The following is a 20424-nucleotide window of genomic DNA, read 5'->3' as shown; positions in this document are numbered from 1 at the left end:
GCGATGGCGCGCTTTACAGCTCGCCGAGGCCCTCCGCACGGCCGTCCTTGCCGACCTGCAGCAGGCGCATGGTGTTGGTCGCGCCGTGGGTTTCCATGTGCTCGCCGCTGGTGAACACCACGCGGTCGCCCGGATCCAGCACGCCCGCCTCCACCAGCAGGCGGATGCTGCCGCGCGCGGCCTCGCGCGGGGTCTGGCCGCGGCTGTCGTAGTCGGTCGGGTACACGTCGCGCATCAGCGCCATGCGCCTGCGTGCGCCCGCATGGCGCGAGAACGCATAGATCGGCGGCCCCGCTCGGAAACGCGACAGGTGGCGGGCGGTGCCGCCCGATTCGGTCATCGCCACGATCGCGGCCACGCCGATGTGCTCGCTGATGAACATCGTCGCCATCGCGATCGCCTGGTCGGCGTGCTGGAGTCCGCGCTGGGCCTGTTCGAAATTGGTGTCGTGCGCGAACTGGCGTTCGGCGCCCATGCAGATGCGGGCCATCGCCTCGACCGCACGCACCGGGAAGTTGCCGGCCGCGGTCTCGGCCGAGAGCATCACCGCATCGGTGCCGTCGATGACCGCGTTGGCCACGTCCAGCACTTCCGCGCGCGTGGGGATCGGCGATTCCACCATCGACTGCAGCATCTGCGTGGCGGTGATCACCACCTTGTTGCGCGCCAGCGACTCGCGGATGATCTTCTTCTGCAGGCCGGGCAGCTCGGCATCGCCGATCTCCACGCCAAGGTCGCCGCGCGCCACCATCACCACGTCGCTGGCGTCGATCACCTCGGCCAGGTTCTCGATCGCCTCGGCGCGCTCGACCTTCGACACCAGCGCGGCGTCGCTGCCGTGCGAGCGCGCGATCGCGCGCGCCTCCTCCATGTCCGCGGCGTTGCGGCAGAACGACACCGCGATGAAATCCACGCCGATCTGCGCCGCGATGCCGATCAGCTCGCGGTCGCGCTCGGTGAGCGCGCCCAGCGACAGTCCGCCGCCGAGCTTGTTCAGGCCCTTGCGATCGGACAGCACGCTGTCGTTGAGCACGGTATTGACGATGCGCTGGCCCTCGATGCGTTCGACCTTGAGCTGCACCATGCCGTCGTCGAGCATCAGCACGTCGCCGGGCGAGAGGTCGCCGGGCAGGCCGAGGTAGCTCACGCCCACCTCGTGCTGCGTGCCCGGGGGGGCATCCTCGCTGGCCAGCAGGTCGAAGCGGTCGCCCGCCTTCAGCGCCACCTTGCCCTGGGCGAAACGTTCGACACGGATCTTCGGTCCAGGCAGGTCGGCGAGGATGCCGACTTCCACGCCGACACGCGCCGCCGCTTCGCGCACCGCCTCGGCCCTGGCCACCTGCCCGGCGGGATCGCCGTGGGAGAAGTTCAGCCGCACCACGTCCACGCCCGCGCGGAAGATCGCCTCGAGCACGCCGGGCGGATCGGTCGCGGGGCCCAGCGTGGCGAGGATGCGGGTGCGGCGGCGGTGTTCGGACATGGACAGGATCCGTTGCAAAGGTAAGGATTTCGCGAGCGTCGTCGCGAGCGTCCCGTATCCTAGCCGAGCCCGATGGCGATATCGCACATGGCCACCGACATCCACACACGCCTCGCCGCGCTGCCGGGGTTTCCTGTCCTGACAGGACAACGCGTGCGGCTGCGCGGGCCGGGCGCGCAGGATGTCGACGATGTGTTCGCCCTGTTCTCGCATCCGGACGTGATGCGCTACTGGAGCAGCGCGCCCATGCGCGTGCGTATGCAGGCGGAGGGCAAGATCGGGGAGATGCTGGAGGCCTTCGATCGACGCGACGCGCTCAACTGGCTCGTCGCCGAGCGGCGCGGCGATCGCGCGATCGGCAGCTGCACCCTGTACCGCTTCGACGCCAGGCATCGCCGCGCCGAAGTCGGCTACGCGCTGCATCCGGCGTGGTGGCGGCGCGGGCTGGCCACCGACGCGGTCGCGCTCGCGCTGGACTGGGGATTTCGCAGCCTCGGCCTGCATCGCATCGAGGCCGACATCGACCCGCGCAACGAGGCTTCACGGCGATTGCTGCTGGCCCTGGGATTCCGCAGCGAGGGACTGTTGCGCCAGCGCTTCCTGGTGGACGGCATCGCCACCGATTCGGAAATCTTCGGCCTGCTGGCCGACGAGTGGCGCAGCGGTCGTCGCTGACCGCGTCAGGCCGCGACGCGGTCACCCGCACGGGGCGGCTCCCCTAGGCACACCTCCTCTATTCGAAGTCCGCCTCCGTGCGATGCCGCTCGACGTAACGCCGACTGTCCCGGTACAGCGCCAGCCGGCCCGCAAACCCATCGTCGCGCGCGGCATCGCGCGCGAGCTCGACTTGGGTGAGCGCGGACATCGCCTCGGCCTGCAGTTCGACCGCGCGCGCGTACTCTCCCACCGCCGCATGGCACGCGGCGACGGTATCGGTCCAGGACGAACGGTCGCCGTGGTCGAGCAGCGGCAGCGATGCTGCGTGGCCGGCCGCAGCATCGAACAGTTCTGGTTCGGGCGCGGTGCACAATGCCCAGGCGAAGTTGTTGCGGGCGATGGCGTTCCCGGCTTCCATGCCCGCACGCCAGATCTCGATGCCGCGGCGGCGAGTATCTATCGAATTGTCGCCGCGGTAGAAGAACCAGGCACCGAGGTCGACATGCGCCCCGGTGTACCCGCCTCCGATCGCCCGCTCGTACCAGCGCTGGCCTTCGTCGCGATCCGCGGTGCCGAGCTCGCCGAGCATGTAGGCCTGCCCAAGCCGCGCCGCCGACTCGCCATGGCCGCGCTCCGCATCGGCGCGCAGCAGTTTCGCGGCGCGGGCCGGGTCCCGCTCCATGCCCTGTCCCTTGAAGGCGAGTTCGGCCAGACGGCGCCGGGCCTCCGCGCTGTCGACCTCGTCGGACAGCGACTTGTAGATATCGATCGCCTGCTGCACGGTCCCGTTCGTTCCGGGATGTCCGCCTTCGTATATCCAGGCCAGCGCCAGCAGTGATTCGACGTCGCCGGCCTGCGCTGAGCCGATCAGCCAGCTTTCTGCCTGGGTCCACTCTTCATTGCGGGCGCTGTGCAAGGCGCGCATCCGCGCGCCGAACCCGCTGCCGCCGTGCGCGCCGGACTCGAACAGGCCCAGCGCCTGGAGCCGCTGCCCGGCTGATGGCGTGGCGGCGAGCAGGTGCGCGCCCAACAGGGACTGCGCGTCGGCGTCGCCGGCGTCGCTGGCGTGCTTCAGCCAGCCGTTGGCGGCGATGGCCTCTCCCCGCGCTTGGTAGTAGCGGCTGAGCAAGGCATAGCCCTTGCCGGTGCCATTGTTGAGGGGGTCTGCGAGCGCCTTCAGCTCGGCCGGCTCCAGCGTGACCTTCTCATCGGCCAGCAGCTTACGCGCGCCGACCTGGGCGGGCAGCACCGGATTGCCACGGGCCATGGCAGCCTGCACGCGCTGCTCAAGGAATCCGGGCAGCGGCGCCTGGGGAGCGAGCTGGGCCCACAGCCCCGCCAGAACGGCCGTCGCGCCGTCGCCACGCCAGCGCCGGTCGGCGGCATCGAGCAGGGCCCCCGCAGCGCCATCGTCCTGGTCGACGCCGGTGCCGGTGGCATAAGCCACTGCGAGCAGGGCCATGTGGACCGCATGATCGCTTTCCGCATGCGGCAGCAACGCATCCACCAGGCCGTCCGCGCAACCCGGGACCTGATGTAGGGCACAGGTCACCAGCCAGGCGCCGGCCGACTGGACGCCGCCCACCTCCGCGCCTGGACGTAGCAGATCCACCGCTTCGGGCTTGGCGCCGGCACGACCGAAGGCCCGCACGGCCTGCATGTCGCGCGCCGCGATGTCGCCGCCCTCCGCGAGGACCTCGAGGAAGCTCTGCGCGACCTGGCTGCGCTGGATCGGGAATCCCGAATAAGGATCGCCGCGCACCAAGCTGTTGGCGCTGTCGACGTAGTCGAACCACAAGTGTCGTTCCACCTGCGCCTCGCTGTCCCAGGCCGCCACGACCAAGGGAAAGTGGCGTCGGGGCTCGGCCAGCATGAAGTACTCGTAGCGGTACTCCAGACCCGTGGACGCGAGCACCGCATACACGTCCGCCGGCGCCATCACACGCGCGGGCTCTGGCCACATGCCTTCGCGCCTGCCTGCGATCGCTCGCGTCGAGAGCGCCACCACCGCTTCCATCGACGCCTCGGCCAGGGCATCGTCGCCGGTCGCTTCCGCGCACAGCATGCGCGCGCGATGCAGTGCCACGCTGACCGGCGCTCGGAGGAGCGCGTCGTCCAGCGCGGCGCGGCCCCGCACACAGGCCTTCGCATCCACGTCGAGCAGGTTGTAGCCTACCTCGGCGAGCGCATCGTAGGCGTCGTAAGGGTTGGCGTAGGCCGGATCGGTCAGGAAGCGGTCCCATGCCCCGCGCGGGTCTGCGGCGACCTCGTGCGGCTGCAGCGGCGCCTCGTCCGCATGCGCGCCCGACGCGCATGCCAGGGCACACAACAGCAACTGGCGCATCCGGTGCTTTGCCGTCATTGTCCGCTCCCCCCGTTCATCGCGTTGCGCAGCAGTTGCTGCAGCCGCTGTTTGCGTTCGGCTGCGTCCAGCGTGGCCGGCGCCCGGAAACGCAGCGTGGACGACATTCCGTCCTGCAGCTCGCGGATCCGGGCCAGGTGCAGCGATGCATCGCCGCCCTCCACGGTGGGCCTGCCGATCTCGAGTTCGTGCACCAGCCGCACCGTGCCACCGTCCAGCCCGAGCTGCCGCGAGTAATCGAAGGCAGGCGCGGAAATCCGCTCGCCTTCCTTGCCGAAGGCGGGCGTCCAGCGTTCCGGGACCCCGACCTCGACCTGGTGCCGGTAGCGCCCTGGCCTGGCGTAGTCGAGCGGCGACACGCGCGCGATCGACGAGGGCAGCCGGGTCACCTCGTGCAAGGTGTCGGCATACAGGTCGAGCGCCTTGACCGAGGCGGGCTCGTCGTCGAACGGCGCCTTGAGCAAGTAGTGCTCGGTCACTCGCAGCCGGTTGGCGTCGCGATCGTCCTCGAACCTGGGCGGTGCGGCCACCTCCAGCTCGCCCAGCCGGTTGCGGTAGTAATCCGCATAACGTCGCGACAGGTCCTCGCCCCGCTCGCTTGCGAGTGCACGGCGCCGGTGGTCCGCATTGTCCCCGCGGTACGTGGTTTCCACCTCGAGCAGCATGCCGGTCCCTTCCGCCTGCGGCAGGTAGCGTTCGACCGCGGCCACGCCGTTGCGATCGATCCGCCCCTGCGGTGCGGCGATCGGCTCCATCGCCGCGGTCCCGCTGGCCAGCGCAAGCGCCACCCCGTAGTCGCTGTGATCGTAGTCGCCGGCCTGGCCGCCCTGCTGGATCATGGTCGGATCGAGCCAAAGCACGCGCCCGCCGTCTTCCACCCGCGCGATCACATGGTCGAACACCGCCGCAGACGGCACGAACGCGGCGGCGGCCTTGCCACGACGCGTGCTCACCAGGGCCGGCGTCGCGCGGATGTCCATGCGCGAGAGCAGGCTGACGAGCAGGTAGACCTTGTCCTTGCAGTCGCCATAGCGGCGCCGCCAGGTCTCTTCCGGCGGCGTCGGGCGATGGGTGTTTTCGCCCATCTCGACGCCGAAGTACCGCACTTCGTCCTGCACCAGCCGCAGCGCGGCGGTAATGCGCGCGCGCCGGTCGGGCAGCCGGCGCCACTCCGCGATCTGCCGTTCCAGATCCTGCGGAAGCCGTTCGACCACGGGATACAGCGGCAGACCCCAGGCCACCACGTCCTGCCAGCTTCGCTGCCGGCTGACCTGCGCCAGCGGGAACGGCTGGAACCAGGCCGGATACTGCCCCTCGTCAACGATCGCAGGCACGCGTTCGGCGTCGAGCACCACCTCAACGGAATCCGGATGTCGGCGCACGAAGGGTTCGGGAGCACCGTTCTCGATGTACCACTGCGGCTCCACGCCAGGATCCATCAGCACGCGCAGGCGGGAACGCAACGTCGGGTGTTTCCAGCCGAATCGCAGCCAGTCCGATCCCTGCCCGGCCAGGACCGGGTTGCTTCCGGTGATGGTGTAGGCCAGGCGCACCACGTCGCCGGCGCGCACATCGTCCAGCACGATCAGTGCCGTCACCGTGCCGTCGGACATGTCGTTCTCGAATCCGTCCTCGCGGCGGGCCAGCGAGATGCGCTCGGCCACGAGTCGATCCTGCCAGACGCCAGCGCGGCGCAGTTCGACGCTGTGGAGCATAAGCTGCTGGTATCCGGGGTTGAAGCTGATCTGGAACCGCCCCGCGTCGCCCACCATCGACGCACCCCGCGCTTCATAGGCGTAGTCCACGAAGAGTACGTCGCCGCTGCGGCGGCGGTCGGCCTGGACGTCGTACAGCCAGTAGCGCCACTGGTCTTCTTCGGCGCCAGGTGCATCGGCGGGCCACTGCGCCGGCAGCGTCCCGCGTTCGACGAATTCCGGGACGCCCCCCGTCGAGAACCGGTACTCGCCCCGCACGTGTTCGGACGCACACACCTGCGCGATCCCTGCGAGCAGGGCCAGCGCCATTGCGATCACTCGCATCCCCATCATCCCCTGATGTCCCTACGGGCAACTTACACCAGCCGGGGGCCATGTGCAGTGCCGGCCGCACACCGGCAGCGGATGACGCGGCCGCGGCCGGCCCGGGCACCGGCAACACGGGGGAGCCCACGCGAAACGGCCCGGGATGTCCCGGGCCGTCGTAGGATCCGATTCCGCCGATCGCTACATGACGCAGCCGTTGACCGCGCGTGACCGCCGCGTCACCACGCCCCAGCCGGGGTCCCCGCAGCCATACATCCGCACGCCGACCACCGCGCCCACCTCGTCGTAGTAGATGACCGAACCGGGGTAGCAGCAGTTGGCCTCTTCATCGGCTCCGGCGGTCGCCGTCGCCCCCAGCGAAACCACCACGCACGCCGCCAGCAGTGCGTGCTTCACGCGTCGCATCGACACATCCATCTCGACTCTCCCTGATGAGCGGATCGCCGCGATGGCGACCCGTGCCCTCCTGCTCCGTGTGCGAAGCTTCGGACCGGCCACATCAGGAAAAGATGAAGCGATCGTTAGCGAATCCTTCGGATCGCGTTCAGCCGCGCGAGTCCAGCGCCGCGACCGCTGGCAGGGTCTTGCCCTCCAGGAACTCGAGGAAGGCGCCACCGCCGGTGGAGATGTAGGACACCTCGTCGGCGATGCCGTACTTGTCCACCGCCGCCAGTGTGTCGCCACCGCCGGCGATCGAGAATGCACTGGAGCTTGCGACCGCGCGCGCCAGGGCTTCGGTGCCCTTGCCGAAGGCATCGAACTCGAACACGCCCACCGGGCCGTTCCACACCACCGTCCCGGCGCTGGCGATCATGCCCGCATAGCGCGCCGCGGTGTCCGGGCCGATATCCAGGATGAGGTCGTCCGGCCCCACCTCCGCCACCGCTTTGACCGTGGCCTCGGCGTCGGGATGGAACTGCGCGGCGACCACCACATCGGTCGGGACCGGGATGTCCGCACCGCGTGCCTTGGCCTTGGCCAGGATCTCGCGCGCAGTGTCGAGCAGGTCCGGCTCGTGCAGCGACTTGCCGACCGGCAGGCCCTGCGCGGCGATGAACGTGTTGGCGATGCCGCCGCCGACGATCAGCTGGTCGACCTTGCCCACGAGGTTGGACAGCAGTTCGAGCTTGGTCGAGACCTTGCTGCCCGCGACGATCGCCAGCAGCGGCCGCGCCGGCTGCTCCAGCGTCTTGGCCAGGGCATCGAGCTCGGCCATCAGCAGCGGCCCGCCCGCCGCCTGCGCGGCGAAGCGGATCACGCCATGGGTGGACGCCTGGGCGCGATGCGCGGTGCCGAACGCGTCCATCACGAACACGTCGCACAGCGCGGCGTAATTGCGCGACAGCGCCTCGTCGTCCTTGCCCTCGCCGATGTTCATGCGGCAGTTCTCCAGCAGCACCAGCTGGCCGGGCTCGACCTCGACGCCATCCACCCAGTCGCGCACCAGCGGCACGGTCCTGCCCAACAGCTCGCCCAGGCGCCTGGCTACCGGCGCCAGCGAGTTCTCCTCGCTCCACTCGCCTTCCTTCGGACGGCCCAGGTGCGAGGTCACCATCACCGCCGCGCCCTGCTCCAGCGCCAGCTTCAAGGTGGGAATCGAGGCGGTGATGCGCTGCTCGGAGGTGATCTGGCCGTTGTCGATCGGGACGTTGAGGTCCTGCCGGATCAGCACGCGCTTGCCGGCAAGATCGAGGTCGGTCATTCGCAGGATGGTCATGGGTACTCGCCTGGTTCGATAGGGTTCGGGTTGCCGCTGGCGCGACTCGCGTGGCTGCGAACGGCCCGCCGGGCCATCCTGGCCGGGCGCTCGCGGCGACGGGCTGCCGACGGGGAGTCCGTCCAATGTTGCTCGCTCCGCATTGTCGGCGGCGTGGTCACGGCAGGCAAACGTTGCAGTTGCCACCCACCACGCGATCAGCCGTGCGGCTTGCGCAGCAGGCTGGCCGCGAAGCCGGCAACCAGCAGGGCACCTCCGATCAGCAGCGCCCACAGCAGCCAGGCGCGCCAGTCCCGCGCCGCGGCTGCCGGGACCAGGGCGGCTTCACCGGCAAGCGGCTGCATGTCGCCGAGCGTCGCGGCGCCGGGCCGCCAGTCCGGACCCTGCACGCCGCGGATCGCCTCCAGCGACTGCGCCACCGGCGCATCCCCGCGCTGCGCGCGCGCACTGCCCGCGACCAGGCGATACGGCGGCGCCCCCTGGGCGATGAAGACCAGGGGTTCGGGCCGCCAGCCCAGCCGCAGCCGCGGTGCCGGACCGGCGCCTTCGGCACCGACCAGCTTCCATTCGCGGTCGCGCTCGATGCCGGTCAGCGGCTCTGGCGCCGAGCGGCTGGCGCCTTCGCCACTGCCGATCGTGTAAGCCACCCAGGGGCCGGCACGCAGCACCCAGGGCGCCTCGGCGTGCTCGCGGCTGTAGAGGCGCCACTGTGCGGTACCGCCGCCGTCGTACTGCAGGTCGGCGGCCTCGACCGGATAGCGGCCGTCGAGGCTGAAGATCAGCGCCCGCACGCCGCGTTCGTCCACCGGCGTGCCGGCAAGCTCGCGCCACTGCAGCGGCGCACGCCGGTCGGGCGCGGACAGTTCGGCCTGGATCGCCTGCAGTTGCGGGCTGCCCTGCCCCTGCCCAGGCAGCAGCCGCAGGTAGCGGGCGCTGGCCGCCACGGGAACGCGACGCTGCTGCAGCCGCTCGCCGTCGCGCGCGAGGTCGATCAGCTGCGCGGGCGACTGCAGCGGCCGCCAGTCGCGCAGGTCGTCGCTGGCCTCGATGCGGTAGGCGCGGTCGATGCCGCCGTCGCTTTCCTGCCACTGCAGGTGGAGGGCCTCGATGCCCGCCTCGAGTCCGCTCGCATCCACCAGCCAGGCCGCGGGGCCATCGCCCGCTTGCGCGCGGCTGCTGCCCGCCTGCACGCGCAGCAGGCTGCCATCAGCGGCACGCTCGACCGCCATGGACCAGCCGCCGCGCCCGTCGTCCGCGCGCGGCAGCACGAACCAGCGCACCGGCACGCGCGGCGCCTCGGCACGACCGCCATCACCGGTCCGCATCAGTTGCGCCGGCACCGCCGCACCCTGCGCATTGAGCACGTCGAGGTCGCGCATCACCGGCGAGCGCGCCTGGCGATACACCGCATCGTCCAGCACCACTGCATGCGCGCCCGCATCCCGGTCGGCCAGGGTGAGCGGCCACTGCATGGCGTAGTCGTCCGCCGGCGCGGCGGACGCGGTACCGGCGAGCAGCGCCAGCGCCAGCATCGTGTCGAGCTTCATGCCGCCTGCTCCTGCGTTGCCGCCCCGTCGCGCGGCGGCGCCGGCGCGAAGTAGCCCACCAGGGTGCAGAGCAGGCCATAGGCAATGAACGAACCGATGCCGAGCAGGTCGCCCAGATGCTGCCGGTCCACCAGCACGAGCTTCGCCAGCACCACGCCCATCAGGACCGCGCCCGCCAGCCACAGCATGCGCTGGCCGCGGCGCGAACCGGCGACCCAGCCGACCACGCCCAGCAGGCTCCACACCATGGTGAGACTGGTCTGACCCAGGCTGCTCTCGACCAGGCCCGCGTTCCAGCCGATGCCGCCCCAGTGATGTACGGCGCGCAGCGTGACCGCGGTAACCAGACTGAAGCCGGCAACCGACAGCAGCGTGACCCGCGTCAGCGCCAGCGCGCGCGGTGCGGCGTCCGACCACAGCCAGCGCGCGATGACCAGCAGCGTCGCCAGCTGCACCAGTTCCAGCGGATTGAGCAGCGGAATCCACGGCAGCGGCGAAGCCGCACCCGCGGCCAGCTGGGTGCTCCACCACCATGCGGCCAACAGCGCGAACACCACCAGCTGCAGCGGCTCGCGCAGCGCATCGAAGCGCTCGCCGCGCGGCCACCGCAGCCACGGCCAGCGCCCCATCGACAACGCCAGCAGCGCCAGCCACGGCAGCGCCAGCGCGGCCAGCGGCCAGCCCTGGGACAGTCCACGCATGTCCGCGCTCGATGCCAGGCACAGCGCCAGCACCGTCGGCCACACCAGCCACCAGGCGAACTGGGCCCAGTCGCCAGTGCGGTCGTCATCGACGCGCAGGCACTGCAGGCTGCGCAGCCCCAGCAGGGCGAACAGCAGCCAGGCCCAGGCCCCGTGGTCGTCGAAGGGATGCCCGTGCGCGAAGTTCAGCAGCAGCGCGAACGGAATCGCCGACGCCAGCGCCAGCAGCGTGGTCGCGGACAGCGCGCGGGCCGGCCGCAGCCGCTGCACTTCCGCCGCCAGCCAGCCGGTCAGGGCGCTCGCGCCCAGCATCGCGGCAATGCGCGCATCCGGATCGACGAAGGCTTCGATCTCGTGGAACAGGTTGCCTGCCCACCACACCAGCCCCCAGGCGTAGTACGCCAGTGCGATGCGCGACTGGCCGTGGTCGCGATAGGCCCAGGCGCTGGCGAAACCCGCCAGCGCGATCAGCAGTGCGCCCATGAACGCCGGATTGGCCAGCGCCTGCGCGTCGGACGACGCCAGCGTGGACATGCCCAGCGCATACGCCAGCGCCGCCGCCAGCTGCAGGCTCACGCCCGCCAGCTGCGGCAGCAGGCGCTGCTGCTTGAGCCCCAGCCAGGCCAGGGCTGCGCCTTCGAGCGCGAACACGCAGGCGGTGGCGCGCGCCGAGAGCGCCAGCGGCACCGACAGCGTCGCGAAACCGATCGCCAGCAGGGCATGCGCCTGCGCGAGTACCGCGTAACCCTCTCGCCGGCGCAGCGCCCAGGCGAGCGCCGCGTACACGACCGCCAGCCCCAGCGCACAGAACGCCAGCGGCAGCCGCGCGCCGTCCAGCAGCGCGGCCTGCAGCGAGAACGCGATCAGCGGCGTGCCGAACAGCAGGCAGCCGTCGATCAGGTCGCGCCGCTGCGGCGGACGCCGCCGCGCGTACAGGATCGGCAGCAGCAGGTAGAACCCGAAGAACAGCACCAGGAACGGCTGCGTGCTGGCCTGGTGCGCGGGCGAATACGCCAGCACGCCCCAGACGATGCCGATGCCCCAGGTGAACACGAAGCCGAGCAGGTTGAGCACCCGCCACGACCTCGCCCAGGCGATGGCGAAGATCGCGGCATTGAGCACCGCGTAGTAGGAGAACAGCGCGACATGGCTGCCGCCGACCGTGGACAGCCAGATGGGCGCCAGGAAGCCCGCCAGGATGCCGAGCACGGCCAGCGTGCGCGAATCCTGCAACACCGCCAGCACGCCCAGTCCGGCCACCAGCACCACGCTCAGCCCGAACGCGGCGCCCGCGGGGATCAGCCCGTAGAGCTTGAACGCGGCGAACACCACCAGCAGCAGCACGCCGATCGCGCCGCCCTGCAGCGCCAGTGCAAACGCCGGCTTGCCCATGCGCTGTCGCCAGCCGAACACCAGGCCCGCCACCGCCGCCGCCGCCACGCCGGCCAGGCGCAGCTCGATGGGCAGCTGCAGCCAGCCCTGCTCGCTGGCGTACCTGAGCAGCGCGGCCACGCCTGCCAGCAGCACCAGCATGCCGACCCTGACCGGGACGTTGCCGACCGTGAACCAGCGTTTGACCGCGCGCAGCGCGACCTCGGCAAAGCCGGGGTGCGCAGGCGGACGCGGTGGGCCGGGGCGAGACGGCGACGCCGGCCCCTGCTGCGGACGGCCGGGCAGCGGCGGCGGAATTGGCGCGGAACCGGTGCCCGAGAGGTCCGCTGCGGTACCCGCCGACGCCGGCGGGTTGGATGCGGGACCCGCCTGGGCCGGATCGCGCGAGAGATCCGCATCGTGCGTGCCGCGCGCAACGCCCGGGTCGTGGGCCGCTGCGGCCGTGTCCTCAGCCAGGTCGTCACGAACCTGCCCATCGACCGCCGGGCGCGCGTGGGCCGATGGTGCCGGGCCGACCTGCGGACTTTCGACCCGCGGGTCGACCGGTGCCTGCGCGCGTGCGACCCGTGGCGCGAGAACATCCTTGGCCGCCGCGGATTTCAGCGTATCGATCTCGACTTCCAGCTCGCCCACGCGCCGCTTGAGGCCGTTGATCGATACCAGCGCCACCACCAGCAGCACCGGCACCGCGAGCACGACCAGCGCCAGCAGACCCAGCAGACCTTCCATTCCGCCACCCCGTCGGGCGCCGCTCTCGGCGCAGTGCCGGCCACCTTAACGGGCCGGATCGCGAAAACAAGAAGCCCCGCATGGGCGGGGCTCCGGGTATCGCCTGCGGCTACCGCCGGCTCACTTGCCGGCGACCACGCGCACCATTTCCAGGCACTTGTTCGAGTAACCCCACTCGTTGTCGTACCAGGCCACCAGCTTGACGAACGTGGGGTCCAGCGCGATGCCTGCGTCGGCATCGAACACCGAGGTGCAGGTCTCGCCGACGAAGTCGGTGGCCACCACCTTGTCCTCGGTGTAGCCGAGGATGCCCTTGAGCGCGCCTTCGCTCTGCGCCTTCATCTCGGCCTTGATCTCCTCGTAGCTGGCCGGGTTCTCCAGCTCGGCGGTCAGGTCGACCACTGACACGTCCGAGGTCGGCACGCGGAAGCTCATGCCGGTGAGCTTCTTGTTGAGCGCCGGGATCACGACACCCACGGCCTTCGCAGCGCCGGTGGACGAGGGGATGATGTTCTCGAGGATGCCGCGGCCACCGCGCCAGTCCTTGTTGGAGGGACCGTCGACGGTCTTCTGGGTGGCCGTGGCCGCGTGCACCGTGGTCATCAGCCCGCGCTTGATGCCCCACTTGTCGTTGAGCACCTTGGCGATGGGCGCCAGGCAGTTGGTGGTGCACGAGGCGTTGGAGACGATCGCCTCGCCCTTGTAGCTCTCGTGGTTCACGCCGAACACGAACATCGGCGTGTCGTCCTTCGACGGCGCCGACAGCACCACCTTCTTCGCGCCCGCGTCGAGGTGCTTCTGCGCGGTGACCTTGTCGAGGAACAGGCCGGTGGATTCGATCACCACCTCGGCGCCCACCTCGTCCCACTTCAGGTTGGCCGGATCGCGCTCCTGGGTCAGGCGGATGCGGTTGCCGTTGACGACCAGGGTATTGCCATCCACCGAAACCTCGCCCTTGAAGCGCCCGTGCACGGAGTCGTAGCGCAGCATGTAGGCCAGGTAATCGGGCTCGAGCAGGTCGTTGATGCCGACGATCTGGATGTCGCCGAAGTTCTGGACCGCCGAACGCAGCACGTTGCGGCCGATGCGGCCGAACCCGTTGATGCCTACCTTGATCGCCATGGTGCGCGGACTCCCGGACAGGGTTGGAGGAAGCCCCTGATTCTATCAGGCCGGCCGCAGGATTCCGGCGGCTGCGAACGCGCGCGACTGGTTGCCGCTGCAATGATCCGGATCAAGGAGCCGCGAGCATGGCCTCGACACACTGGCGCCACCCCACATGGAGCCAAACACATGAAGCGCACCTCGACCCTGCTGCTCGCGGCCCTGGCCGCCGCCATCGCCATGCCCGCCGCCGCCCAGTCCAAGGGCGACTGGACCCTGGGCGTCGGCGTCCACAACGTCGATCCGAAGTCGGACAACGGCAGCCTCGACGCCACCGCCCTGGGCCTGGGGCCGCTGCCGCCCACCGAGGTCGGCAACAGCGTGCGTCCGACCATCACCGCCGAATACTTCATCGCCGACAACCTCGGCATCGAGGTGCTGGCCGCGCTGCCCTTCCACCACGACATCGAGATCCGCGGCGTGGGCAAGGTCGGCAGCACCAAGCATCTGCCGCCGGTGGTTTCGCTGCAGTACCACTTCGCCAACGCCAGCAAGGCCACCCCGTTCGTGGGCCTGGGCGTGAACTACACCACCTTCTTCAGCGAAGAGACCACCGGCGCCCTCGCCGGCACCGAGCTCAAGCTGGGCAATTCCTGGGGCCTGGCCGCGCACCTGGGCGTGGACTTCGCGATCGGCGAGCGCAGCGCGATCCGCGTCGACGCCCGCTGGGCCGACATCGACAGCGACGTCAAGGTGAACGGCATCAAGGTCGGCACCGCCAACATCGACCCGCGCGTCTATGGCGTGGCCTGGGTCGTGAAGTTCTGAGACTCCAGGGATGGCGCCGCGACGGCGCCAATGCAAACGCCCGGCAGGACGGGGGCCTGCCGGGCGTTCGCGGTTCCCGGCCCGCGCGGGGCGGGCGGCGCGGTGTGCGGCGGCGCGGCTACTGCTGCGCTTCGCCTTCGTCCGCGGCGGGCGGCTGGTCGCCCACGGTCCACAGCCGCTCCAGCGCGTAGAACTCGCGCACCCGCGGCAACATCACGTGGACCACGACGTCTCCCAGGTCGACCAGCACCCACTCGGCCTCGCGCTCGCCTTCCACGCCCAGCGGCTGGCAGTCGAGCTGCTTGGCCTGGCGCACCACCTCGTCGGCGATCGACTTGACATGGCGGGTCGAGGTCCCCGAGGCGATCACCATGTAATCGCAGACGCTGGTCCTGCCGCGCACATCGATCTCAGTGACGTCCTTGGCCTTGAGCGCGTCCACCGCGGCATGGATGGTGCGAAGCAGCACCTCGGCGGCCGGCGGCGGGTTCGGAAGACGGGTCTTGATGACGTGGGCGGAACTGGTCAAGGGCGAAGGCTCTGAAGGTTGCGGCAGGATTATAGCGGGGACGGCGTCCCGGCCCCGTGCACGCCATACAGCCGGTGGCGGACGATGTAGTCGGCAACACCCGCAGGCACCAGCTCACGCCAGCCGCCGTCCGCGGCGATGCCGGCGCGCACCTGGGTGGCCGACGCGCCGTGCAGCGGCTGGCGCAGGCGCAGCAGGCACCCGGCCGCGCGGACGCGCAGCATTCCGGCATCCTGCGTCCACCGCTTTTCGGTGGCCTCGGCCAGGGCCGCCGGCAGCGCGAGGTCCAGGCCGCTGCCCGGGCGGTCGGCCACCACGAAATGCGCCAGGTCGAACAGCTCGCGCCACGCATGCCAGGACGGCAGCCCCAGCAGGCTGTCGGCGCCGATCAGCAATGCCACCGGCGCCGCTGGACCGAGCTCGGCGCGCAGGGCGCGCAGGGTGTCGACGCTGTAGCTGGGGCCATCGCGGCGCAGCTCCCTCAGATCGATGTGGAAGTCCGGTTCGTCGGCGATCGCCAGCGCCAGCATCGCCGCACGCCGGGACGCATCGGCGCCCGGCGGTGCACGGTGGGGCGGATCGGACGCGGGCATGAAATGCACGGGGACGCGCAGCGCATCGCGTGCGGCGCGCGCGATCGCCAGATGGCCGTGGTGGACCGGATCGAAGGTGCCGCCGTAGAGCAGCATCAGCGGCGGATGCGCAGGTCCGGAAGGCCCGCTGTCGGGCCGCCGGGTCTGGCTGCTGGCGGCCGGCATCGCGGGTTCCACGTCTTGGGGACGGCGCTCCATCGCGGCCACCCTAGCCCCGCCGCGGGCAAGAGCGGGTCAAGGGCATCCCGCCCGTCCCAGGCACCGGCCAGAGGCCATGTCCAGGACGACCACGCCCGCTCAACCCGCCAGCGCAGCCGCTTTGGGCTCGGCGACCGCCACCAGCAGCCGTTCCAGCGCGAGCCAGGCGTCCGCCGGCTCCTCGCCGCTGCGCACGCGGCCCTTGGCGATGCGGTCGACCGCGCCGGCCATCACCACGAAGCGCTCCCAGCGCGACGCGGGATGCCGCGACAGCGCGCGCTTGTACACGGCCTGTTTGGAATCCCAGACCCGCTGCGCCTTGAACTCGGCGGCGAGATTGCCACCTCGCGCCTGCACCCGCGCCAGTGCCGCGACCCGGTTGAGCTCCATCACCACCATGCCCATCAGCGCAGGCACCGCCTCGCCTTCGGCGCGCAACCCGGCCAGCATGCGCGCGGCCTGGGCGGCCTGGCCGCCCAGCGCCGCATCGACCAGGCGGAACACGTCGAAACGCGCGGCGTCCGCCACCAGCGACTCCATCCGCGCCGCATCGAGCGTGCCCTCGCCGGCCAGCAGGGCGAGCTTGTCGACCTCCTGCGCGGCGGCCAGCAGGTTGCCCTGCACCCGTTCGGCCAGGCGCTGCACCGCCGCGCGTTCGGCGCGTACGCCGCGCTGGCGCATGCGCGACTCCAGCCAGCTCTCGAGTTCGTGCGGTCGCACCGGCTGGGCCAGGACCACGTGGCCGACACCGGCGATCGCCTCGCTCCACTTGCCGCCGTGCTGGCGGCTCCATTCGCGCGCGGTCACCAGCAGCACGATCTCGGGAACGTGGGCACCGCCCTTCGCCAGCCGCTGGGCCTCGGCGCAATAACCCGCGATGACCTCGGCCCCCTCCTTGCCGGGACGGCCGGTAGGCAGGCGCAGTTCGATCAGGCGCTGCGCGGAGAACAGGCTGGGCGCCCGGAAACTCGCGTCCAGCGCGTTCCAGTCGAAGTCGCGGCCATCGGCGTCGAACACCTCGCGCTCGGCATAGCCGCAGTCGCGGGCGCGGGCGCGGATCGCGTCGGCCGCCTCCAGTACCAGCAGGGTCTCGGCCCCGGCCACCAGATAGGCCGCGCGTGGCGGTTCGGCGCCCAGTTGCGCGGTCAGGCGCTCGGGCTTCAGCTCCATGCCGCCGCGCGGCTCACTGCGCGCCCTGGCGGCGCTCGCGCGTCGCCCCGTCGATGCGCCGCAGGATGGCTGCGGTCATCTCACGCTGCAGCTCCCGGCCCAGCAGCTCGGCCTCGGTGGCCGTACCGGTCTGGTCGGTAGGCACGGAGATGTAGTCTCGCGACAGTTCCACCGCCTGCTGCGGCACGATCTCATCGCCGTTGGCATCGATCATGGCGAACACCACGGCATAGCGCAGGGTGAATTCCTGGGCGCGCCCGAACTCGTCCAGGCTCAGCGGCAGCGACGCCCAGCGTTCGGAACGGATCGCCAGCACGGCCAGCCGCCCGGGGGTGCCGGCTTCGGCCACATCCACGCCCGCATGGCCGAGCGAGCGCTCCAGCGACAGCGCCAGGGCGCTGTAGGGGTCGGTCGCGGTCACCCGCACCTGCCCCAGGTCGTCCGGCAACTGCAGCGCCTCGCGCAGGTGGAAACCGCAGCCCGTAAGGCCGAGGGCGAGCAGCGCGGCGAGCAGGCAGGTCCGGATCATCGGCGAAGTCTGGCCGAGGGCCGCGGCGCGGGCAAGCAGGCCGGCGCCGCGCATTCAGCCCGCCACCACGTTGACGATCTTGCCCGGAACCACGATCACCTTGCGCACGTTCAGGCCCTTGAGGAAGGCCTGCACGTTGGGATCGGCCAGTGCCGCGGCCTCGATCGCCTCGCGCGACGCATCCACCGCCGCCTCGATCGTCCCGCGCAGCTTGCCGTTGACCTGCACGGCCAGCGTCACCGCGTCGCGCTGCAGCGCGGCCGGATCGGGCTGCGGGAACGGCGCGTCCTCGAGCAGGCTCTCGGCGTGGCCCAGCACCTGCCACAGCGCATGGCTGGCATGCGGGGTGATCGGGTTGAGCAGCAACACCATGGCCTCCAGGCACTCCTGGCGCAGGGCACGGCCGTTGCCGGAGGCGTCCTCGAACTTCGCCAGGGCGTTGAGCAGCTCCATCACCGCGGCGATGGCGGTATTGAAGGCGTGGCGACGGCCGTAGTCGTCGCCGACCTTCTGGATGGTCTCGTGCAGCTGGCGGCGCAGGGTCTTCTGCGCCGGCGTGGCGGTCGCGGCGTCGAATGCGCCGGCGGGTCCGCCCTCGGCGTGGCGCTGCACCTGGGTCCACAGCCGCCGCAGGAAGCGGGCCATGCCCTCGACGCCGGCCTCGTTCCACTCCAGCGACAGCTCCGGCGGCGAGGCGAACATCGAGAACAGGCGCACGGTGTCGGCACCGTAGCGGTCGATCATGGCCTGCGGATCGACGCCGTTGTTCTTCGACTTCGACATCTTCTCCACGCCGCCAATCTGCACCGGGTTGCCATCCGATTTCAGCGTGGCGCCGGTGACGCGGCCCTTGTCGTCGCGCACGACGTCCACGTCGGCCGGGTTGAACCATTCCTTGGCGCCGTTGACGTGCTCGCGGTAGTAGGTGTCGGCGATCACCATGCCCTGGGTGAGCAGGCGCGTGGCCGGCTCGTCGCTGTCCATCAGCCCTTCGTCGCGCAGCAGCTTGTGATAGAAGCGGAAGTACAGCAGGTGCAGGATCGCGTGCTCGATGCCGCCGATGTACTGGTCCACCGGTGCCCAGTACTTCGCGCGCGCGTCGACCATGTCGGCCGCGCCGGGCGAGGTGTAGCGCGCGTAGTACCAGCTCGATTCCATGAAGGTATCGAAGGTGTCGGTCTCGCGCTCGGCGGGCTTGCCGCAGGCGGGGCAGTTGGTCCGGCGCCATTCGGGGTCGGACTTGATCGGCGAATGAACCACGCCCGGGTTGGCGAAGGCGTCGGCCACATCCTCGGGCAGCAGCACCGGCAACTGGTCCTCGGGCACCGGCACCGCGCCGCAGCCGTCGCAATAGATCACCGGGATCGGGCAGCCCCAGTAGCGCTGGCGGCTCACGCCCCAGTCGCGCAGGCGGAAGTTGACCTTGCGCCGGCCACTGCCCTCGGCCTCGAAGCGCTGCGCGAGCGCGGCGAAGGCGCCGTCGTAGTCCAGGCCGTTGTACTCCCCGGAATTGATCAGAAAGCCGCGATCGGTGTAGGCGCCGCGCTGCTCGATGCCGTCGAGGTAGTCGCGCACCACCGCCACCGCCGCGGCGGTGTCGTAGGCATCGACCGAGCCGCCCGAGAGCGCGGCCTGGAACGGATCGGCGTCATGCGCCACGTCGCCGATGACCTCGGCCAGCGCATCGCGCACGCCCGGCGGCACGATCACCGGCCGCACCGGCAGGCCGTAGGCCTTGGCGAACTCCCAGTCGCGCTGGTCGTGCGCCGGCACCGCCATCACCGCGCCGGTGCCGTAGCCCATCAACACGAAGTTGGCCACGTAGATCGGCACGTCCTCGCCGGTGACCGGGTGGATCGCCCACTGGCCGGTGGCCATGCCGCGCTTGTCCTGGGCCTCCAGGTCGGCTTCGGACACGCCGCCCTGCTTCAGTTCGGCCAGGAACGCGGCCAGTTCGGGATTGGACTGCGCGGCCTTGAGCGCCAGCGGATGCTCGCCGGCGATCGAGATGAAGGTCACGCCCATCAGCGTGTCCGGACGCGTGGTGTAGACGGTGAGCGGCTCGGCTTCTCCGTCGACGCGGAACTGGATCTCCAGGCCCTCGCTGCGCCCGATCCAGTTGCGTTGCATGGTCTTGACCGACTCCGGCCAGCCCTCGAGCGTGTCCAGGCCGTCCAGCAGTTCCTGGGCGTAGTCGGTGATGCGCAGGAACCACTGCGGGATCTCACGCTTCTCCACCAGCGCGCCGGAGCGCCAGCCGCGGCCGTCGATCACCTGCTCGTTGGCCAGCACGGTCTGGTCGACCGGGTCCCAGTTCACCACCGAGTTGCGGCGGTAGGCCAGGCCCTTCTTCATCAGCCGCACGAACATGCGCTGCTCGTGCACGTAGTAGTCCGGCGAGCAGGTGGCGAACTCGCGCGACCAGTCGATGGCATAGCCCAGCGACTTGAGCTGGGCGCGCATGTGGTCGATGTTGGCGTAGGTCCACTTCGCCGGCGCGGTGGCGTTCTTGATCGCGGCGTTCTCGGCGGGCAGGCCGAACGCGTCCCAGCCCATCGGCTGCAGCACGTTCTTGCCGGTCATGCGCTGGTAGCGGCTGATCACGTCGCCGATCGTGTAGTTGCGCACGTGGCCCATGTGCAGCGCGCCCGACGGGTACGGCAGCATCGACAGGCAGAAGAACTTGGGCTTGCCCGCCTGCTCGGTCACCTCGAAAGCGCGCGTGTCCTCCCAGAATCGCTGCGCGGCGGCCTCGACCGGGGCAGGCTGGTAGGCGGCGGAATCGGGGCTGGCGGGCTCGACGGACACGGCATCTGCACGGAAAAACGGGGACGGGAAGCCTACCG

The 20424-nt window shown here is 70.7% G+C and carries 15 protein-coding genes; 2 read left to right on the top strand and 13 right to left on the bottom strand.

Going from position 1 to position 20424, the window contains the following annotated elements; genetic code table 11:
* Positions 1 to 13: 13 nt before the first annotated feature.
* The gene (gene pyk / locus ACQYVW_RS12170; RefSeq protein WP_434933972.1) at positions 14 to 1480 is read right to left on the bottom strand and encodes a pyruvate kinase; all 1467 of its coding nucleotides are present in this window, start codon (positions 1478 to 1480) and stop codon (positions 14 to 16) included.
* 87 nt (positions 1481 to 1567) lie between these two features.
* On the opposite strand from pyk, the gene ACQYVW_RS12165 reads away from it, so the two are divergent.
* Positions 1568 to 2155 (top strand): GNAT family N-acetyltransferase, encoded by a 588-nt coding sequence (locus ACQYVW_RS12165; RefSeq protein ID WP_434947152.1) that lies wholly within the window; start codon positions 1568 to 1570, stop codon positions 2153 to 2155.
* Between the two features lie 58 nt (positions 2156 to 2213).
* Here ACQYVW_RS12165 and ACQYVW_RS12160 read toward each other — a convergent pair whose 3' ends face one another.
* From ACQYVW_RS12160 to gap, 7 genes are all read right to left on the bottom strand, one after another.
* Positions 2214 to 4499, bottom strand: a complete 2286-nt coding sequence (locus ACQYVW_RS12160; protein WP_434947151.1) for a tetratricopeptide repeat protein — start codon at positions 4497 to 4499, stop codon at positions 2214 to 2216.
* Positions 4496 to 6538, bottom strand: coding sequence for a DUF3857 domain-containing protein (locus ACQYVW_RS12155; protein WP_434947150.1), 2043 nt, complete (start codon positions 6536 to 6538; stop codon positions 4496 to 4498). Before ACQYVW_RS12155 ends, ACQYVW_RS12160 begins: the two co-directional genes overlap by 4 nt.
* A 183-nt stretch (positions 6539 to 6721) precedes the next feature.
* Complete coding sequence (locus ACQYVW_RS12150) at positions 6722 to 6958, bottom strand: DUF6289 family protein (RefSeq protein WP_434947149.1); 237 nt, start codon at positions 6956 to 6958, stop codon at positions 6722 to 6724.
* 127 nt (positions 6959 to 7085) lie between these two features.
* On the bottom strand, positions 7086 to 8258 hold the full coding sequence (locus ACQYVW_RS12145) for a phosphoglycerate kinase (RefSeq protein WP_434947148.1): 1173 nt from the start codon (positions 8256 to 8258) through the stop codon (positions 7086 to 7088).
* Positions 8259 to 8455: 197 nt separating this feature from the next.
* Positions 8456 to 9805 carry a DUF3999 domain-containing protein gene (locus ACQYVW_RS12140; RefSeq protein WP_434947147.1) on the bottom strand — a complete coding sequence of 450 codons (1350 nt, stop codon included), beginning with the start codon at positions 9803 to 9805 and terminating at the stop codon, positions 8456 to 8458.
* Complete coding sequence (locus tag ACQYVW_RS12135; RefSeq protein WP_434947146.1) at positions 9802 to 12627, bottom strand: DUF2339 domain-containing protein; 2826 nt, start codon at positions 12625 to 12627, stop codon at positions 9802 to 9804. The genes ACQYVW_RS12140 and ACQYVW_RS12135 overlap by 4 nt, the downstream gene beginning before the upstream one ends.
* A gap of 120 nt (positions 12628 to 12747) precedes the next feature.
* A complete protein-coding gene (gene gap / locus ACQYVW_RS12130) occupies positions 12748 to 13749 on the bottom strand; it encodes a type I glyceraldehyde-3-phosphate dehydrogenase (RefSeq protein ID WP_434947145.1) in 1002 nt (333 codons plus the stop codon).
* A gap of 171 nt (positions 13750 to 13920) precedes the next feature.
* Between gap and ACQYVW_RS12125 the strand changes: the two genes are divergently transcribed.
* Positions 13921 to 14559 carry an OmpW/AlkL family protein gene (locus ACQYVW_RS12125; protein ID WP_434933984.1) on the top strand — a complete coding sequence of 213 codons (639 nt, stop codon included), beginning with the start codon at positions 13921 to 13923 and terminating at the stop codon, positions 14557 to 14559.
* A gap of 118 nt (positions 14560 to 14677) precedes the next feature.
* Here the strand turns inward: ACQYVW_RS12125 and rsfS are convergent, their stop codons facing one another.
* The 5 genes from rsfS to leuS form a co-directional block, all read right to left on the bottom strand.
* The gene (gene rsfS, locus ACQYVW_RS12120) at positions 14678 to 15088 is read right to left on the bottom strand and encodes a ribosome silencing factor (protein WP_434933986.1); all 411 of its coding nucleotides are present in this window, start codon (positions 15086 to 15088) and stop codon (positions 14678 to 14680) included.
* Positions 15089 to 15117: 29 nt separating this feature from the next.
* Complete coding sequence (gene nadD / locus ACQYVW_RS12115) at positions 15118 to 15777, bottom strand: nicotinate-nucleotide adenylyltransferase (protein WP_434933987.1); 660 nt, start codon at positions 15775 to 15777, stop codon at positions 15118 to 15120.
* 201 nt (positions 15778 to 15978) lie between these two features.
* Positions 15979 to 17049: a DNA polymerase III subunit delta gene (holA, locus tag ACQYVW_RS12110; RefSeq protein ID WP_434947144.1), complete on the bottom strand. Its 1071-nt coding sequence runs from the start codon at positions 17047 to 17049 to the stop codon at positions 15979 to 15981.
* 13 nt (positions 17050 to 17062) lie between these two features.
* Positions 17063 to 17578, bottom strand: coding sequence for an LPS-assembly lipoprotein LptE (locus tag ACQYVW_RS12105; protein WP_434933989.1), 516 nt, complete (start codon positions 17576 to 17578; stop codon positions 17063 to 17065).
* A gap of 54 nt (positions 17579 to 17632) precedes the next feature.
* Complete coding sequence (gene leuS / locus ACQYVW_RS12100; RefSeq protein ID WP_434947143.1) at positions 17633 to 20386, bottom strand: leucine--tRNA ligase; 2754 nt, start codon at positions 20384 to 20386, stop codon at positions 17633 to 17635.
* Between the last annotated feature and the right edge of the window lie 38 nt (positions 20387 to 20424).

The sequence above is a fragment of the Luteimonas campi genome (assembly GCF_051162505.1).
Lineage (GTDB): Bacteria > Pseudomonadota > Gammaproteobacteria > Xanthomonadales > Xanthomonadaceae > Luteimonas.
This window is presented reverse-complemented; position numbering and strand designations above follow the sequence as displayed.

Bases quoted from the DNA above. Each gene is read 5' to 3' on its own strand.
- gap (WP_434947145.1), bottom strand. From the start codon at position 13,749: ATGGCGATCAAGGTAGGCATCAACGGGTTCGGCCGCATCGGCCGCAAC.
- ACQYVW_RS12125 (WP_434933984.1), top strand. From the start codon at position 13,921: ATGAAGCGCACCTCGACCCTGCTGCTCGCGGCCCTGGCCGCCGCCATC.
- nadD (WP_434933987.1), bottom strand. From the start codon at position 15,777: ATGCTGCTCTACGGCGGCACCTTCGATCCGGTCCACCACGGCCATCTG.
- holA (WP_434947144.1), bottom strand. From the start codon at position 17,049: ATGGAGCTGAAGCCCGAGCGCCTGACCGCGCAACTGGGCGCCGAACCG.
- ACQYVW_RS12165 (WP_434947152.1), top strand. From the start codon at position 1,568: ATGGCCACCGACATCCACACACGCCTCGCCGCGCTGCCGGGGTTTCCT.
- ACQYVW_RS12150 (WP_434947149.1), bottom strand. From the start codon at position 6,958: ATGGATGTGTCGATGCGACGCGTGAAGCACGCACTGCTGGCGGCGTGC.
- ACQYVW_RS12145 (WP_434947148.1), bottom strand. From the start codon at position 8,258: ATGACCATCCTGCGAATGACCGACCTCGATCTTGCCGGCAAGCGCGTG.
- ACQYVW_RS12140 (WP_434947147.1), bottom strand. From the start codon at position 9,805: ATGAAGCTCGACACGATGCTGGCGCTGGCGCTGCTCGCCGGTACCGCG.
- ACQYVW_RS12105 (WP_434933989.1), bottom strand. From the start codon at position 17,578: ATGATCCGGACCTGCCTGCTCGCCGCGCTGCTCGCCCTCGGCCTTACG.
- pyk (WP_434933972.1), bottom strand. From the start codon at position 1,480: ATGTCCGAACACCGCCGCCGCACCCGCATCCTCGCCACGCTGGGCCCC.
- ACQYVW_RS12155 (WP_434947150.1), bottom strand. From the start codon at position 6,538: ATGCGAGTGATCGCAATGGCGCTGGCCCTGCTCGCAGGGATCGCGCAG.
- ACQYVW_RS12135 (WP_434947146.1), bottom strand. From the start codon at position 12,627: ATGGAAGGTCTGCTGGGTCTGCTGGCGCTGGTCGTGCTCGCGGTGCCG.
- ACQYVW_RS12160 (WP_434947151.1), bottom strand. From the start codon at position 4,499: ATGACGGCAAAGCACCGGATGCGCCAGTTGCTGTTGTGTGCCCTGGCA.